The organism is Chryseobacterium cupriresistens (assembly GCF_046614675.1).
In the GTDB taxonomy this organism is placed as follows: Bacteria; Bacteroidota; Bacteroidia; order Flavobacteriales; family Weeksellaceae; genus Chryseobacterium; species Chryseobacterium cupriresistens.
In genome coordinates this window covers 871,985-888,838 of record NZ_JBKKJT010000001.1, presented here as the reverse complement: position 1 = coordinate 888,838, position 16,854 = coordinate 871,985, and the positions used below count along the sequence as shown (strand labels likewise).

14 protein-coding genes are annotated in these 16,854 nt (G+C 36.3%); 5 read left to right on the top strand and 9 right to left on the bottom strand.

What is annotated here, in order from left to right:
- Positions 1–40 precede the first annotated feature (40 nt).
- On the top strand, positions 41–1,405 hold the full coding sequence (locus tag ACLI50_RS04135) for a S41 family peptidase (RefSeq protein ID WP_411413219.1): 1,365 nt from the start codon (positions 41–43) through the stop codon (positions 1,403–1,405).
- 88 nt (positions 1,406–1,493) lie between these two features.
- Here the strand turns inward: ACLI50_RS04135 and ACLI50_RS04130 are convergent, their stop codons facing one another.
- The 6 genes from ACLI50_RS04130 to ACLI50_RS04105 form a co-directional block, all read right to left on the bottom strand.
- On the bottom strand, positions 1,494–2,663 hold the full coding sequence (locus tag ACLI50_RS04130; protein WP_411413218.1) for a M28 family peptidase: 1,170 nt from the start codon (positions 2,661–2,663) through the stop codon (positions 1,494–1,496).
- Positions 2,664–2,858: 195 nt separating this feature from the next.
- Positions 2,859–4,034 carry a M28 family peptidase gene (locus ACLI50_RS04125; RefSeq protein WP_395973513.1) on the bottom strand — a complete coding sequence of 392 codons (1,176 nt, stop codon included), beginning with the start codon at positions 4,032–4,034 and terminating at the stop codon, positions 2,859–2,861.
- A gap of 58 nt (positions 4,035–4,092) precedes the next feature.
- Complete coding sequence (locus ACLI50_RS04120; RefSeq protein WP_411413217.1) at positions 4,093–5,274, bottom strand: M28 family peptidase; 1,182 nt, start codon at positions 5,272–5,274, stop codon at positions 4,093–4,095.
- Positions 5,275–5,625: 351 nt separating this feature from the next.
- On the bottom strand, positions 5,626–5,970 hold the full coding sequence (rplT, locus tag ACLI50_RS04115) for a 50S ribosomal protein L20 (RefSeq protein ID WP_002979659.1): 345 nt from the start codon (positions 5,968–5,970) through the stop codon (positions 5,626–5,628).
- A 118-nt stretch (positions 5,971–6,088) separates the two neighbouring features.
- Complete coding sequence (gene rpmI / locus ACLI50_RS04110) at positions 6,089–6,286, bottom strand: 50S ribosomal protein L35 (RefSeq protein ID WP_034694453.1); 198 nt, start codon at positions 6,284–6,286, stop codon at positions 6,089–6,091.
- A gap of 230 nt (positions 6,287–6,516) precedes the next feature.
- Positions 6,517–7,338, bottom strand: coding sequence for an alpha/beta fold hydrolase (locus ACLI50_RS04105; RefSeq protein ID WP_076594815.1), 822 nt, complete (start codon positions 7,336–7,338; stop codon positions 6,517–6,519).
- Positions 7,339–8,314: 976 nt separating this feature from the next.
- Here ACLI50_RS04105 and ACLI50_RS04100 point away from each other — a divergent pair.
- The 3 genes from ACLI50_RS04100 to ACLI50_RS04090 all read left to right on the top strand — a co-directional run bounded on the left by ACLI50_RS04100 (position 8,315) and on the right by ACLI50_RS04090 (position 13,684).
- Positions 8,315–10,783, top strand: coding sequence for a tetratricopeptide repeat protein (locus ACLI50_RS04100; RefSeq protein ID WP_411413216.1), 2,469 nt, complete (start codon positions 8,315–8,317; stop codon positions 10,781–10,783).
- Positions 10,784–10,844: 61 nt separating this feature from the next.
- On the top strand, positions 10,845–13,052 hold the full coding sequence (locus ACLI50_RS04095) for a tetratricopeptide repeat-containing sensor histidine kinase (protein ID WP_411413215.1): 2,208 nt from the start codon (positions 10,845–10,847) through the stop codon (positions 13,050–13,052).
- Between the two features lie 2 nt (positions 13,053–13,054).
- Positions 13,055–13,684: a response regulator gene (locus tag ACLI50_RS04090; protein WP_411413214.1), complete on the top strand. Its 630-nt coding sequence runs from the start codon at positions 13,055–13,057 to the stop codon at positions 13,682–13,684.
- Between the two features lie 81 nt (positions 13,685–13,765).
- Here the strand turns inward: ACLI50_RS04090 and ACLI50_RS04085 are convergent, their stop codons facing one another.
- Positions 13,766–14,332 carry a hypothetical protein gene (locus tag ACLI50_RS04085; protein WP_120231060.1) on the bottom strand — a complete coding sequence of 189 codons (567 nt, stop codon included), beginning with the start codon at positions 14,330–14,332 and terminating at the stop codon, positions 13,766–13,768.
- 86 nt (positions 14,333–14,418) lie between these two features.
- Positions 14,419–15,492: a resolvase gene (locus tag ACLI50_RS04080; RefSeq protein WP_411413213.1), complete on the bottom strand. Its 1,074-nt coding sequence runs from the start codon at positions 15,490–15,492 to the stop codon at positions 14,419–14,421.
- Between the two features lie 158 nt (positions 15,493–15,650).
- On the opposite strand from ACLI50_RS04080, the gene ACLI50_RS04075 reads away from it, so the two are divergent.
- A complete protein-coding gene (locus ACLI50_RS04075) occupies positions 15,651–16,214 on the top strand; it encodes a hypothetical protein (protein WP_411413212.1) in 564 nt (187 codons plus the stop codon).
- Between the two features lie 96 nt (positions 16,215–16,310).
- On the opposite strand, the gene infC is transcribed toward ACLI50_RS04075, so the two are convergent.
- Positions 16,311–16,811 (bottom strand): translation initiation factor IF-3, encoded by a 501-nt coding sequence (infC, locus tag ACLI50_RS04070; RefSeq protein ID WP_027372223.1) that lies wholly within the window; start codon positions 16,809–16,811, stop codon positions 16,311–16,313.
- Positions 16,812–16,854: the final 43 nt, after the last annotated feature.

The following is a 16,854-nucleotide window of genomic DNA, read 5'->3' as shown; positions in this document are numbered from 1 at the left end:
AGTAAATATCAAGCCACTAATCCTTCGGAAACGAATATCTATGAAATTAAAATTAACCTTACTTGCAGTTTTGTTTGTTCAATCTGCTTTTGCTCAGAAAAACTGTAACGAACTTTATTCTCAGAAATTTACTAAGCAGCAGCTGGAGCAGGATATAGACTTTATTAAGGCCAAAATAACCAATGCACACGTCAATCCCTATACAGAAATTTCAAAATCAGAATTTGAAAAAAAATATACAGATATCCGTAATTCTCTGAAAGATGGCATGACGCAGAAGGATTTTTATTACCTAGCAAAGCCTTTGATTGTCACATTGAACGACGAACATAGCTCAATGTCTGACTTTTGTGTTACAGACAGCATTAGAAAAAGCATGAAAGTTTTACCGTTGAAATTCAAATATGAAAATGGCAAAATGCTTCTTACGGAAAACTATTCAGACAGTAAACCTACTATTGGTGACGAAGTGATTTCGCTGAATAATATACCAATTCATGAAGTCCTGGAGACCTGTGCCCAGACTATTCCGGGCGCTAAAGAAGAACGAATACCCATAGCCGTTGATCGGTTTTGGATAATGATTAATAAGTACTGTTACTTTATCACAGATGACTACAACCTGAAGTTTAAAAGCGGTCTGCAAACAGTGGTTAAAAGTATTTCTCTGGAACAGCTGAAAGCCAATGCTTCAAAGTCTCAGCCTAAGAGAAAAGAAGATCTTAAACCTCTTGATTATAAAAAAATAAAGGATTATGCTTATTTGACAGTCAATACTTTTGATGACAGAAATACATTCACTCTGGAAGAATGGAAAACAAAATTGGACAGTATTTTCAGTCAGATCAAAAAAGACAATGCTAAAAATTTAGTCATTGATGTTCACAACAATTCCGGAGGAAATTCTGCGGTTGGAAATTTGCTTATTAACTATTTTTCAGATAAAACGTATTATACTTATCAGGGAAAATTTAAAAAAAGTAAAGAATACGCTGATTATTTAAAAGCAAACAATAAAGAATCTGCAGAATATAGCAAAATAAAAGATGGTGATTACTATCCGATCCGTTCTCGTTCTGTAACAGCGGGTGAAAATCCGTTGCGATTCCATGGGAAGACTTATATCATTGTTGGGGAAAATACATTTTCCAGTGCTATGATGTTCAGCGTCATGGTTTTGGATAACAAATTGGCAGAAGTAGTAGGTGAAGCACCTGAAAGAGGACATCCCAATCATTTTGGTGAACTGATTAGCTTTCAGACTCCCAACACCAAACTTGATTTCCTTTTTGGGGTCAAGGAATGGATCAGGCCGGCAGGAAATATATTACCTAACAAGCTTATCCCTATAAAAGGTATTGATTTAAATAACAAAACAAGAGAACAGATTGTTGAAGAGCTTTAAAATTCTATGTGGTTGTATTTAATGCATAAAAACAAAACAGCAGGAATAGAATAACCCTGCTGTTTTTTATTATCAATGAATTGATTTCTTATCTTTCAATCATAATATTCTTAACAAGGGTTTCTTCACCCACTTTCAAAACTCCAACATAGATTCCGTTCTGAAGGGATGAAACATTAACCTTTCTTTCGTTATTGACTTTTAAAAGTGACCTTCCCAAAGAATTGCTGATTTCAAAACTGAAATCCATTCCCTTAAAATCCGGTAAGTCAATATTAATTAGATTATTGGCTGGATTAGGATAGATCTTTACAGCTTCCAGTGAATTTTTTGATGCGGGTTTGCTCATGGTAGTTGATGCTGCTGCAAAATGCTGTAGGGCACCCACGGTTGCTTTTCCGATCTTGTATACGTAAACAGGATCCATATTGGTGAAAGTATCCTTAGAACTGTGAGGATAAGTGCTTCTTATCCTTTCAAAAAATCCGGTAATCACTTCACCTTTCTGTTCGAAAGGAATATAATCCGTATCAGCTGCCGGATCTACGGCAGTCAGAAGAGGTGAGTAGAGTGCAGTACAATTTCTCAGTTGTTGTGTGACAGCTGCAGAAGCTGCATTATTACTGGATACTCCTCCCTGATCTTCATCACAATATACGGTGGTATTATTATTTCCTTTCACGCCGCCTACCTGATCCAGATTGAAAACCAGTTTGATATCCAATTTGCGGACACCTCCCTGATATACTACATTATTCACATAATGGCTGCTTCCTTTTAGCCCTTGTTCTTCCCCGGAAAAATGAATGAACTTTATAGAATATTCAGTAGGAACATTTCTCAGAATTCTTGCGGCTTCCAGTATAATTGAAGTTCCGCTGCCATTATCATTCACTCCCGGGCCATAAATGGTATCGAAATGTCCGCAGATAATAACATATTTGTTAGGATAAAGCGTTCCGGTTTTGGTAATAATTAAATTTTTCGAACTGGTGCTTCCAAAGGTAAAAGGACTTTCTTCTATCTGGCTGGCCGTATAACCGTAAGAAAGATACTTGTTTTTGATCCAGTTCAATGTATTGGTATTCGCTACTGAACCTGTTGTTTTTACCCCTAAATTACTAAACTCCTGAAGATTGGTGGTGATATTGGTTTGGGTAACCATATCTGCTCTGTCTTTGTAAGCCTGAATAAAAGTTTGAGCCGCAATACTCTGCATCATCAATGCTGAGCATAAAAGTGTTGTGAATTTTTTCATATATAATATTATTTGGTGACACGAATGTAGTAAATAAATCACAACGAAGTGTTTAATGTGTTAAAATAAAATAATATTTATTATGAATATCATATTAATTATCGTAATTACCTTATGAATAGTATAATGCAGTTCTGGCAAAAAAAAAGACCTTTGAATAGCTTCAAAAGTCTTTTTTTCGTATTGTATACTGGTTTATCTTTCAATCATCACTTTTCTGACAACCTTTTGATCTCCAATTTTTAAAATTCCGATATAAGCTCCGTTTTCCAGGCCTGAAGCATTAATACTTGTTTCATTGTTTCTCCTGAAAATGGAACGCCCCTGAAAATCTGTTATTTCAAAAGTGAAATTTTTAATTCCGGAGTCCGGAAGTTCAATATTGATAACATCTTTGGCTGGATTTGGATAGATTTTCACACTTTCCAACGTATTTTTTCCGATGGTTTCATTCGTTCCCAACGTACCGGTGGCAACGGCGAAATGCTGCAATGCTCCCACAGAAGCTTTTCCTATCTTGTAAATATAAACAGGATCAGTGTTGGCAAAAGTATCATTCACTGTATGTGGATAGGTACTTCTTATTCTTTCAAAAAAGCCTGTGATCACTTCACCTTTTTGTTCAAAAGGAATATAATCTGTATCAGCAGCCGGATCTACGGCAGTCAGAAGAGGAGAGTAGAGCGCTGTACAGTTTCTCAGTTCCTGAGTTACAGCAGCCGAAGCGGCATTATTGGAAGAAAGTCCGCCCTGATCCTCATCACAGTAAACGGTATTGTTGTTATTTCCCATAACACCACCTACCTGATCGAGATTAAAAACAAGTTTAATATCCAGAACACGGGTGCTGCTCTGATACGCTACATTGTTGACATAATGTTTGCTTCCCAGAAGTCCTTGCTCTTCCCCGGAGAAGTGAATGAATTTTATAGAATATTCAGTCGGAACATCTTTCAGAATTCTTGCTGCTTCAAGAATGATAGACGTTCCGCTTCCGTTATCATTGATTCCCAGGCCAGTGATACTGTCGAAATGTCCGCAAATGATTACGTATTTATTGGGGTATACCGTTCCTGTTTTGGTAATAACAAGGTTTTTAGAATTATAGCTCCCTGCTGTAAAAGGGTCTTCTCCAATCTGGCTGGCTGTATATCCGTAAGAAAGATACTTGTTTTTGAGCCATGTCAGCGCATTGGCATTAGCTGGTGAACCCGTGGTTTTCACCCCTAGATTAGCAAATTCCTGAAGGTAAGTGGTAATATTGGTTTGATTTACCATATCCGCCCTGTCCTGATAAGCCTGAATGAAACTTTGAGCTCCAATACTTTGCATAGCAACAGAAGCGAATAAAAAAGCAGCGATTTTTTTCATTGTATGAGAGTAATGCTGAATATCCTGAATGCAACAGATGCGGAATATTCGTCAGACATTATTGATTAATGATAATTTTTTTTGTGGTATTTCCCTTATCGGTTGTAACAGTAAAAGTATAAATCCCGTTTGTTAGCCCTGATGTATTTATTTTTTTCTGATTTTCAAGGTTTAAAACAGTATTTCCTGCCATGTCATTGACTTCAACTTTGAAGTGTTTTACTTTCTCCTGAAATTCTACAGTCACAAGATCTTTTGCAGGATTAGGATAGATCCTGATGGCTTCACCTGATTTTTGTACAGGGCTTTCGTTGGTACTTAACAGGTTACTGGATGTAGAGGCAACAGCAAAATGCTGCAAAGCTCCCACGGCTGCTTTTCCTACGTTGAAAACATAGACGGGATCCAGATTGGCAAAAGTATCACTTACGGTATGCTCATTATTACTTTGGATGGTTTCATAAAACCCGGTAATGGTATATCCTTTTGCTTCAAAAGGCATATAATCTGAGCTGTAAGCATACGAAAGATTCGTCTGAAGAGGAGAGTAAAGGGTAGTACAGTTCATCAGTTCCTGTGTTACAGCAGTAGAGGCTGCATTGTTGGAAGACACCCCACCAGTATCTCTTTCGCAGGTAATCGTATTATTGTTATTTCCAATAAGCCCACCCACCTGGTCAATATTTAAAACCAGTTTTATATCCAGAACCTGACTGCCATTCTGATAAGCTACATTATTTACATAATGGTTACTTCCCACAAGCCCCTGTTCTTCCCCGGAAAAATGAATAAACTTGATAGAATATTCCGTGGGAACATTTTTCAATATTCTTGCTGCTTCAAGAATAATGGAAGTTCCGCTTCCGTTGTCGCTTACTCCAGGACCTACAATTGTATCATAATGTCCACAGATAATAACATATTTGTTAGGGTAGACTGTTCCCGTTTTGGTAATAATTAAATTTTTTGAAGTGTTGCTTCCGTAAGTAAAAGAATCTTCGGACATGTTAGTTGCTGTATATCCGTAGGACAGATATTTGTTTTTAAGCCAGTCAAAAGCATTGTTATTGGCTGTTGTGCCAGTTTTTTTAATTCCAAAACCTGCAAATTCCTGAAGGTTTGTACTAATATTGGTTTGGGTAACCATATCTGCTCTGTCCTTATAAGCTTGAATAAAACTTTGTGCACTTATATTCTGCAGTGCAATGGATGTGAGCAAAAAAGCTGCAACTTTTTTCATTTTTGATACTTTCTTTAGAGATTGCTAATATAGCAATAAATCATCATTTATTGTTGATTATTAACTGGAATAGTGTTGATTTGTTTGATTTATCAATAATAATTTATCTTTTTATTAAATTTATTATTGTGTTAGGTTAAAATTCGCTAAATAAATAAAATTTAGGTAAATTTTTCTTTATTATTGAATATGTTTAATGATAAATTCATCTTTTGTGAATTCTAACTCATAAAGTTTACTGTTGTTATGGTAATTAGAATGGAATTTACCATATAAGAAATTGAAAAGTATATAACCAAAAAAATCCCGGGAAAACCCGGGACTTATATTGATAACAAAATCTATTCTACATTATTTTACTTGATCTACAACAGCTTTGAAAGCTTCAGGGTGATTCATTGCTAAATCTGCTAAAACTTTTCTGTTAAGTTCGATGTTGTTCTTTTTAAGAGCTCCCATAAATTGAGAGTAAGACATTCCGTGCTCTCTAGTTCCCGCGTTGATACGAGTGATCCAAAGTGCTCTGAAATTTCTCTTTTTCTCTTTTCTACCACGGTAAGCATATTGCATTGCTTTTTCTACCGCGTTTTTAGCTACAGTCCAAACGTTCTTTCTTCTTCCGAAATAACCTTTAGCGTGCTTAAAAATTTTCTTTCTGCGAGCTCTTGAAGCTACGGCATTTACTGATCTTGGCATAATTTAAATTGTTTTTTTTGAAAAGGGCGGCAGTGTTATTGCTCTTATTTGCACCGTTTCAGGGTTAAAATTGTGAATTTGTTTGAATTCTTATAAACCGAATATAGATTTATAAAAACTACTTAATTGCTAATTGACGTTGAACGCTTTTCTCATCCACTTTAGCTACGTAAGAAGTAGACGTAAGATTTCTCTTCTGCTTAGTTTCTTTCTTAGTTAAGATGTGGCTTTTGTAAGCGTTTTTTCTTTTGATCTTACCTGTTCCGGTAAGAGCAAAACGTTTCTTAGCACCTGATTTCGTTTTTAATTTTGGCATTGTTTTGCTTTTTTATTGTTTTTGTTATCAATATCTGTTTTGGCTACTCCTAAAGACATTAGGAATAATAGTGTGCAAAATTACGAAAAAAAAGTGATACACGAAAGGAATTTTTAATGTATATCAACAGGAAGGTCTTTTGGGTTGAATTATAAAGGCAAACCCATATCAATACGGATTTGCCTACAATGCTATACGTTCATAAAAACGTAATGATGTTCTTATTCTTATTATGATTTAAAAAACTCCAGAAGATCTCTGTTGATGGTTTCAGCCTCTGTAGTTGGCATTCCGTGTGGAAAACCAGGATAGGAAATCAGTTTTCCGTTTTTAAGAAGGGTAGCAGCTACCTTGCCTGTGGTTTCAAAAGGTACAATCTGATCATCTTCGCCATGCATTACCAATACCGGAACTTCTACGCTTTTAAGATCCTCGGTGAAATCTGTCTCAGAGAATGCTTTCACACAATCATAATGTGCTTTGATAGAACCGCTCATTCCCTGTCTCCACCAGTTTCTCTGAATACCTTCAGAAACTTTGGCTCCTTCTCTGTTGTATCCATAAAAAGGGAAGGTAATATCAATAAAGAATTGTTGTCTGTGTTTCGCCGTATTATTTCGGATATCATCAAAAACAGAGATGGGAACTCCATTAGGATTGTTCTCATTCTGAACCATAATAGGAGTTACTGCACTTACCAGAACAGCTTTTGCCACTCTTCCGTTACCATGCTTTGCTACATAGCGGATCACTTCACCGCCTCCTGTAGAATGTCCTACATGAATCACATCTTTTAAGTCCAGCGCTTCAACAATTTCTGCCACATCAGAAGCATAAGTATCCATATCATGTCCGTAAGGTGTCTGTTCGGATCTTCCGTGTCCTCTTCTGTCATGAGCAATTACTCTATAACCCTGTTCCAGAAAGAAGAACATTTGGGCATCCCAGTCATCACTTGATAATGGCCATCCGTGGTGAAAGAAAACCGGCTGTCCTTTCCCCCAATCTTTGTAATAAATTTCTGTTCCGTCTTTTAATGTAAGTGTGCTCATTGTTTCTTTTTTTTAATATTAATAAATAGTGTGTTTGATTTTTTATATCACAAATGTAGATAGAAAATCTTCAGAATACCTTGATCTAAGATAATAATTGATTAAAAATTTGTCAACAATAGTATTGTGTTGGTAACACTTTTCAAAGAGTAAATGGGTTGAAAATCTTTTTGTTATGAAGAAAAACACTCAAAAAAGTAAGGCAGCACAAAATATACCTGATAATTGGGATTGTGGTATTTGACGGTTCTCTCTAATATTGACGATGAATATGAAACATACAATTAAGGCAGGTTTGATCATTTCTATGTTCAGTCGAACCTGCTGAACTTATTGTTAACCTGTAAATTTAAACCCTTATGCTTTCATCTGCAGACTTACACCTGGAAAGAGCTTTATTTTTTGCTGTCTTAATTATATTTTTTGGAGCAGGATTCCTGTGCACGCTGATTACTTTCATTATCAATTTTATACAAAAGAAAGATAAAAAAGTGGTGTATTACCTTCTTATATTTCTTATTTCCGGCCTTATCGGAGTAGTTTTAACTGCATTTTATTGTTACATGATCTTATTTGAACAGGCCGAAACCTACAGGCCATAAAGAAGATGCGATGCATTATATTATGAAACAGACTAAACTAAAAACCACTGATATCAGGGATGTTTTTATACTGTCTCTATTTTTATCTTTGACCTAAAAATCTAATAAAGATAAAACGGTTAAAATCTCTCCCGGATAAACAATAATTTATAACTTTTATAGCTTTCTTTTTCACACCCGATTTAACGATAAATTCTTATTTCGAATAAACACTAAAAAACTATGGGTAAAAACACTAGCCAGATACAATGGAGTGAGGAAGAAGCTGTAAAAGTAATATTGCTGCGTATCTTTGGAATTATGCAGCTACTCTGGAGGTAACTTCAGGTAACAGGGAATGCTGTAATGCTTTCCGACATTATAAAATTTGACGAATGGCACACCGGATTTATTTATACAACTACGATCAGAAATCAAATCAGACATTCGATACCTATCTGGGCGAGTGGAACTATGAAATTCCATTATTGCTGTATCCTCTGCTCGCAGAAGACATCAAAGTGGAAGGCGTTGAATTTTTCTCCGATAAAAATCAGGGAATTGTTCAGTTGCGTTATTTTTTCAATCTGCTGGCAGATACTTATCAGCTTCATTACAAGAAGGCTTATTACGAACCCGTTAATAAAATGTTCGAGTTTCTGGAAGCTTTACCTTATGACACTTTTGTATTGAATGCAACAGATGTTTTCAATATGAACGAAGAAGAACATACGGTACAGGCAAAGGAATGGCTGGTAGAAATTCAGCAGAAAAGCAAGCTGTATAAAAAGGCTGTTAAAGCCCGCAATCTTTCGCTGCTGGATTCCTTGTTCTCACAGACAGGATATTCCTCATTTCTTGAAATTTTACAAACCGACTGGATTAATTACGGATTAGGATATTTTGAAGAGCTTGCCTATAAAAAAGCGGCATCTTCTGTATTTGAAGAGAACGGGAAATTCGGCCTTAAAGATGCAAAAGGTGCTGTTTTAGCTCCTGCGGTTTATGACGATATTTTTGAAGCAGATGATTACTACAATATATCGGTAATTCAAAAAGGGGCTTTGTTCGGTTACCTGCAAAGTGACGGAAAAGAATGGATTTCTCCGGTGTATGAAGATGCTTTTGACGTATTCGATTTTGGGCAGGAACCTTTAGGTGAAGTAAAAGTGAATGGAAAATCAGGGATTTTAAAAATCTATTCAAACACATGGATGGTTCCTGCGGAATACGATGCTATTGAAAGAACAGCCTATGGATTCTTTGGGGTAGAAAAAGACGGCAAATTTGGAGTTTACAGTGATGAAAACGGACTGGTTATTCCTGTTGAAAGCGAAAACCCTTATGAATATGATTATTTCCCTGAATTATTTTTCACCAGGCAAAAAGGTACCGGCAAACGAAAATATTATACGAAAGAAGGAAACTATCTCGGAGACTTTTTAGAAGGCAGCATCTCAAAAGCAAGTACCTGTTTCTGGATCAAACCGAACAAATTTGACAAAAAGGGTAGATTGATTGACGAGAAAGGGCACCTCATTATAGACGAAGCAGATCAGATGATCTTAATTGATAATTATGAAACTCTTGCTGTTCGTAAAGACAAAAGCTGGAAGATTTATCATGCTTTAAATCATCAGTTTCTGCTGGAAAATGAATCTGTTAGTAAAATAAAAGCACAGTACAATGCCGGATATAAAAATAATGTCTTTATCCTGGAAACCAACATAGGATCAGGACTTTTTGATGCAGGTAATGGAAATTGGTTAATCACTCCCCAACCGGAAATTAAGCAGATTCACTATCTGGAAAATGGATTTTTATCGGTTCAAAAAAATGAAGGGTATCAATTGTTCGATTTTGAGAATGGTCTGTCAGCCCAATTGTATGATTATATTTCCAATCCTTTGAATTACAGAACAGAAGAAGGTTTGTTGTTTCTGTATCAGGGTGAAAATATGTTGAGCATGCATGAAGACAAAAGCATTCACCGGGTAGAGGCTTCCGAATATGGTGCCGTTTATCTGGACCGGTATTCATTCCGGGGAAAAGATCTGGAATACTTTACTTCCTTTTATAACCGTTGGAAAAGCCAGACGGGTAAGAACGCCGAACAATTCATGGAGGTTGGAACGATTAAAAAAATGGCTTTTGACGAAAAGGAAAACCAGAATTACCACGAAGCACTTCGTCTTTTTGAGTTATCTGCTCAAAAGGGTGACATGGATAGTTTGGTAGAAATAGGGCTACTGCTTACGAATCCTGAAATAGAATCATTATTTGATCTGCAAAGAGGCATTACATATTACGAAAAAGCAGCACAACGAAACCATCCTATAGCCTGGAATAATATCGGGGCTTTATACCACAACGGAATAGGGTATTCTTTTAATATCAAAAAAGCAATTGAGGCCTATGAAAAGAGTGCCGAGCTTGGTGACGAAATGGCACTTGTCAACCTGGGTGATCTGTATTATTTTGGACAACACGTGAAGCAGGATTACAGTAAAGCTTTGGATTTTTATCAGAAAGCTGAGAAAAAATACGCCTACAATTACGATAAAATCTCAGAAATCTATTACCAGTTAAGAGACTATAAAAACCTTTTGGTGTACTTGAAGAAAGACTATGATCAATCTTATTCCGGGATTTATTACGGCATTATCTACGAGCACGGTATGGGAGTAAAAACGGATCTGAAGAAAGCCATTAACTATTATGAGCAGGCCAATATTTACAGTGCCTACGAATATGCAACTCAACGTTTGCTATATTATTATGGTGAAGATCCGGCCTTTAAAAATGATAAGAAATACCTGAAGTGGAGTGCTTTTGCTGAAAAGCATGGTTTCGAAACAGATTAGCAGGGATTTGCCTATATTTACGTTCCTTAATGGAATGCAATTTAATAAAGATAAGGGTTTGATGCACAGGTTATTACTTATATTTACTTTACTTATTTGTCCGTTTTTTGTTCAGGCACAGGATGTTTTAAGCAAATTAGAAAGAGAATACAGCCATGCCTCAAACAATACGGCAGAACAGCTCAACCTGGCTCCCAGGTACGCTACAGCACTATTTTTTCATAATCTTAAGTCCAAATCTTACCAGATTTTAGATACTAATATTTCCCTTGCTGCAAGACAGGCGGATGGAAAGTATGCCACAATTTTGTACGCGGTGCAGGCCATGAATTACCGGCTGGATAATAAAACCGCGGAGTCTTCAAAAAGCCTCGATATGGCAAAGGCCTACAGCTTAAAAACGAATAGTAATGAAGCAAAAGGTTATGTACAATATGCAAAAGGCTGGATTCTGGTACGCAATAATAAAACGACCGATGCTGTCGCTGCTTACCTGAAAGCGATGGAATATTATGAAAACTCACCAACCACTTCCACACTATATGGAAGATTGGGTAATGCAGCCAAGGAATTATCTGCCATTTATTCTGACCTGAATGAATATCAGCTGGAAGAAAAATACAGCAAACAATTTCTATTGTTAGCTTCCAAACAAAATGATCCCAATCTTATCTTTGATGCTTACATGCGGATGGGGTACGTATATGAACAAAAATATACACAGGAGCCATCCAATACAATGTTTCGAAATAAAACGGAACAGTATTATTTACAGGCTATTGCGACTTTTAATAAAAATAAAGATGCGATGCTTAGCAGAAACAGCCTTTCATATGCTGCCATCAATTTAGCTAATTTATATACTGGGTTTGACAGTAATAAAGCTATGCAATATGCGCAGTTAGCCAATAAAGTGAGTCTGGAGATTGGTGATGCTATTCACATTGCTTCTTCCTTTGGAATTCTGGCAGAATTGGCATTGCAGGATAAAAATTATGATTTAGCCAAATCTTATTTTCTGAAAGCCTCCATGGAAATTGGGAAAAGCCCGGTAAGAAATCATATGATAGAACTGTCTATCCTTGAATCTCTATCCAGAATTAGTGAAGAGCAGGGCAATTATAAAGAAGCACTGACTTATTATAAAAGCTATGTTGATCAATACAAGAGCATTTACGATCAGGAAAAACTGGATATCACCAAAAGATTAGAATCACAGTTTGATAAAGAGCGACAGGAGCAGAAATACATAAAGCTACAGCTCGAAAGCGACAAGAAAGCACAGGAAATCAAACTTATTAATATTTTGCGTGCACAGCGTGAACAGGTTTATAACAACTTAAAACTGGTGGAAGAAAACCAGCGTGAAAGACTGAAATTTTCAGAACTTGAATCCGAGAAAAAAGAACAGCAGCTTCGTTTGGCAAAACTGGAAACCCAACAGAAGAATAACGATATTAATACCTTTAAAAAACTCCTGGCGTTCAAGGAAAAGATCAATACGTACTACATTTTTTTTATTATCTTTTTCATTATTTTGATCCTCTTGTTGCTGTATGCCTATAAACAGCGTGCCAGGTCTATTAAACGAAGAGACGAACTGCATGCTTTAGCCATGGAACAGGAAAAACAAAACTCGAAAATATCTACCCTTACTGCATTGCTTGAAGGGCAGGAGCAGGAGCGTGGCCGTCTCGCCCGTGATCTCCATGACGGATTGGGAGGTTTGCTGTCCGGAACTAAGCATCAACTTTCTTATTTAAATCCTCATCAATCCGAAAATATTGAAGAAGGAATTTCAAAATCAATTGAACAGATCGATGGTGCTGTAGAAGAACTGAGAAGGGTGGCACATAATCTAATGCCTGATTTATTAACAAAATACGGTCTGGAAGTGGCTATTCAGGAGTTTGCTTCACGAATTTCCAATCATGCTCTGGAAATCCATACAGAGTTTATCAATTACAGCAATTCCATATCGAAGGAAAAGCAATTGATCATTTACAGGATTATTCAGGAACTGGTCAATAATGCGATAAAGCATGCCGAGACTTCTGAAATAATCATTCAGGTAAGCGAAGAAGAAAACCTAATAAATCTTACAGTAGAGGATAACGGTAAAGGTTTCGATCATACTAATTTAGACGTTAGAAAAACAGCAGGTTTTCACAATATAGAATTGAGAGTCCAGTTTTTAAAAGGAACCATGAATATCACCTCCGAATTAAATATTGGCACCAGTATAGAACTTCAAATCCCTATTCATTAAACATGATAAAAGTAGCCATAACCGACGATCATCCGCTTCTATTGGAAGGACTGAAAAATATTTTAGGCAACAATGAAACAATAGATGTCGTAGATTGTTTCAAAAGTGTCTCCGAAATGAATGCAGGCCTTGCAAAACAGGCGGTTGACATTCTGCTGCTCGACATTAATCTGGAAGATACCAACAGCATTGAACTCATCAAACCTTTAAAGAAAAAGTACAGCAGCCTTCAGATTATTATCCTTAGTGTTCATAACGAACTGCCTGTCATCAACAGTACTCTTACTGAAGGGGCTTTGGGATATATTCAAAAAAATGCTTCAGTTTCCGAAATTATCGAAGGAATTAATGCTGTATATAGCGGTAACAGGTTTTTATGCTCTCAAACCAAAGCTGTTCTGGAGAAAAAATCAACAGACGGATTAAGTCAGGTTCCGAAACTGACACGAAGAGAAAAAGAAATTCTGGGTGAAGCATCAAAAGGGCTTACTACCAATCAAATGGCGGAAAAGCTTTTTATAAGTCCGCACACGGTAGAAAGCCACCGCAAAAATCTTATCGAAAAATTTCAGACCTCCAACCTGAGTTCAGCTATAAAATTAGCTATAGAATACGGCTTGATTATCGAATAAAATAATCATCCCGAAAAAAGGCTGCTCACATCATGTAAGCAGCCTTTTTCTTATATAATCAAATAATTTGGGTGTGTACAGTTAATCTTTAAATTTCAACGCAGCCTGGAACAGATTCTTTTTGTCTACTAAATCATATTCGTCATTGTAAACCGGCTGATACATCAGGATGAAAACGCTGCCGTCAAAATCTTTTAAACTGATGGGCTGATCTACCATGATATCATAAAACCTTGTAATCGTACGGGTTGCAGTCCATTGCTTTGCATTGCCTTTAGGGTTTTTATCAAATCTGTGATCTTTTGCATCTGTATAATACCAGTAAGAAGGTGCGGAATCCATCAGAAACATTTCTTTATCCTTGTTGTAAAGCTCCTCGGCCATACCTGTATTCTGAAACCATGGAACCTCAGTATTCAAAACGCCCAAAGCTCCCGCATAGATGTCTTTATTTGTTGTGGCACCCACTAAAAATCCTTCCAGATTGGAAGACGTGATTTCAAATAAAAAAGGAGATTTTTTCAGTTCATAAACATCATTCACGGGTTCAATTACTTTTCCATCCTGTTTAATAACGACTTTTAACGACTGTGCAAAAGTCATAAAACTTAATAAACAAAAAAGAAGGGTCAAACTTAATTTTTTCATTGTATCTCTTTAAATAATTGCAGCAAAGATATTAGACTTTATTTCCCTGTACACTCGCTGATTTCAGGGGTTTTTAGCTCATCAAATTAAAACAGATCAGCCTTTAACTGGATTTTTATATAAGCCGTTTTCTGTTTTTTACCATTTCCAGAAGCTGAATTAAGAGGGTAGACTTCTGCGTAGAAAGTGTCATTATCGGTCCAGAAAGCCTTTTTATCATCTGCTATTTTAAAGTTGGTGAAATTCACATATAAAAGGTTGTCCTGTTTCTTAGTTTGAGGAAAGTATCTGGAAATAACAAAATTACTCCCCACATCATGATTGGATGAGACGAAGGTAACCCAGCCTTTGGAAGGAAGAATTTGCGGATAACCTTCGGTACTCAGTTCAAACATAACTGCATTTTTTAAACTGTAAAAAGAATAGTAGGAATCTGCAATTTCATCAGAATTTTCTTTGAATACTTCCAGGTTTAAATAGGTTGACCTTCCTACATATTCATTGGCAAGCGGTCCGGTCTCGGTAGAGACACTTTCATGTTGCGTAATTACATCTTCTCTGCCGTTTTCTTTATATACCCAGTTCTCTGCCTGCAGTTGTATATTGGGATTTTTTGTCAAATGTTCACCGATTTGTTTTTTTGAACTGGCTTTAAATTCATGTTCTGAAATCTCCACGATGGTTCCGAATTTCTTAAAAGATTTATTCTTAAAATCACTAGATTCTCTAAAAGTGCTGCTTCTGATCTCATAAAGGTCAACCCCATTTAACGTAAGTTCGTATGCCGGTGTGAATTCCGACTTCAGGACAAACGCTTCAATACTGTTCGAAATGTTATTATTAATGCTGTAATGAATAGAATAGAAGTCCTCAAACTCTTCAAATCCATAATAATTATCGAGTTTATTGTATGGTATTTTCAAATGGGCAGCATCTGTACTCGGAGCGGTAAAAAACTGTACAGAATCCAGTTTCGTAAATAATTGAAACGGTACCTCCTGAACATTGTCCACGCCTTGTATTTTTTTGAAATCGGCAAATGTTACCGTTTTCTGCTTTACTTCAGTTTTTACATTATGTGTTTCTGATGTTTTATCCTTCTGGTTACATCCTGCAAGAATTACCAGGGATGATATAAAGAATTGATTGATGACTTTCATTTTTATATTTTTGCGCAAATGTATCAGTATTAAGACCAGCAGCCAACAAAACCGCCTGATATAGGGAATAAATGGCCGAAAACAGGGATGTTTTGAACAAAGGATTTTGGAGAATTTTACAAAATGATAACCCCAATATTGTAATTTACTTTATAAGAATGAAAAACTTAATAATCAGCCTTTCGGTGGCGACTGCTTTATTAGCATCCTGTTCACCTTCTTCAGACAAAAAAACAGAAACAAATACTTCTCCGGAAACTCAAATAGAAGTGGCAGCATTTCAACCGGAACCCGTGAAGAATGATCCGGAAATAGTAGAAATACCCGGTGATTTTTCAACCCTGGTTCCTATTGACGTATTGAATAGTAAAAGCACTAATGTGCATGATAAATATGGGATAGAATTCTCAGGAAACTGTTATTCATGCGATCTGGCCAGCCTGTCCATCACAAAGAAGCAGATCAGATGGGCTAATGTCTGTGATGAAAAAGACACTTTTGAAATTGATGATTTTTCATACACTACTGAAGGAAACAAAACGATTTTTAAAACACCGGAAAGAACCTATATTTTAACTCAAATAGATAAAGCACCTGTCTATGAACTCGTTATAGAAGGTAAAAAGCTGGAGTTAAAAAACAAGAGAGTTTCGAAATATTTTACCACCAAAAAAGTTTTGCCCCTTTTCACAGAGCATGATTGCGGGGATTTTGAAGGATAAACAGCAGAGTAGCCTCCGGCACAATCTTTTTTAAAACATTAGCATAAAAAAACCTCAAATTACTTTGAGGTTTCTTTATATAAAATAATGACTTAATTATTTTGCTGGTTTTTTAGGACTCATCATCATAATCATCCTTTTTCCTTCAAGTTTAGGAAGCTGGTCTACTTTACCCACATGCTCAAGTTCCTGAGCAAGTTTTAAAAGCAAAATTTCTCCCTGGTCCTTAAAGATAATCGAACGTCCTTTAAAAAATACGTAGGTTTTTAATTTAGAACCTTCTTCAAGGAATTTTTCAGCATGCTTCTTTTTGAATTCGTAATCGTGGTCATCAGTCTGAGGTCCGAAACGGATCTCTTTTACAACCACTTTTACCTGCTTGGCTTTAAGTTCCTTCTGTTTTTTCTTTTGCTCGTATAAGAATTTCTTGTATTCCAATACTCTTGCAATAAATGGTTCTGCCTTGTCAGAAATTACTACTAAATCCAATTCTTGTTCCGCCGCAATTTGTCTTGCTTTGTCAATTGGATAAATTCCTGGCTCTACGTTATCGCCCACTAAACGAAGCTCTCTCACACGAATTTTATCGTTGATCAAGTGAGCGTCCTCTTGTACCGGACGTCTCTGTGGGCCCCTGTTG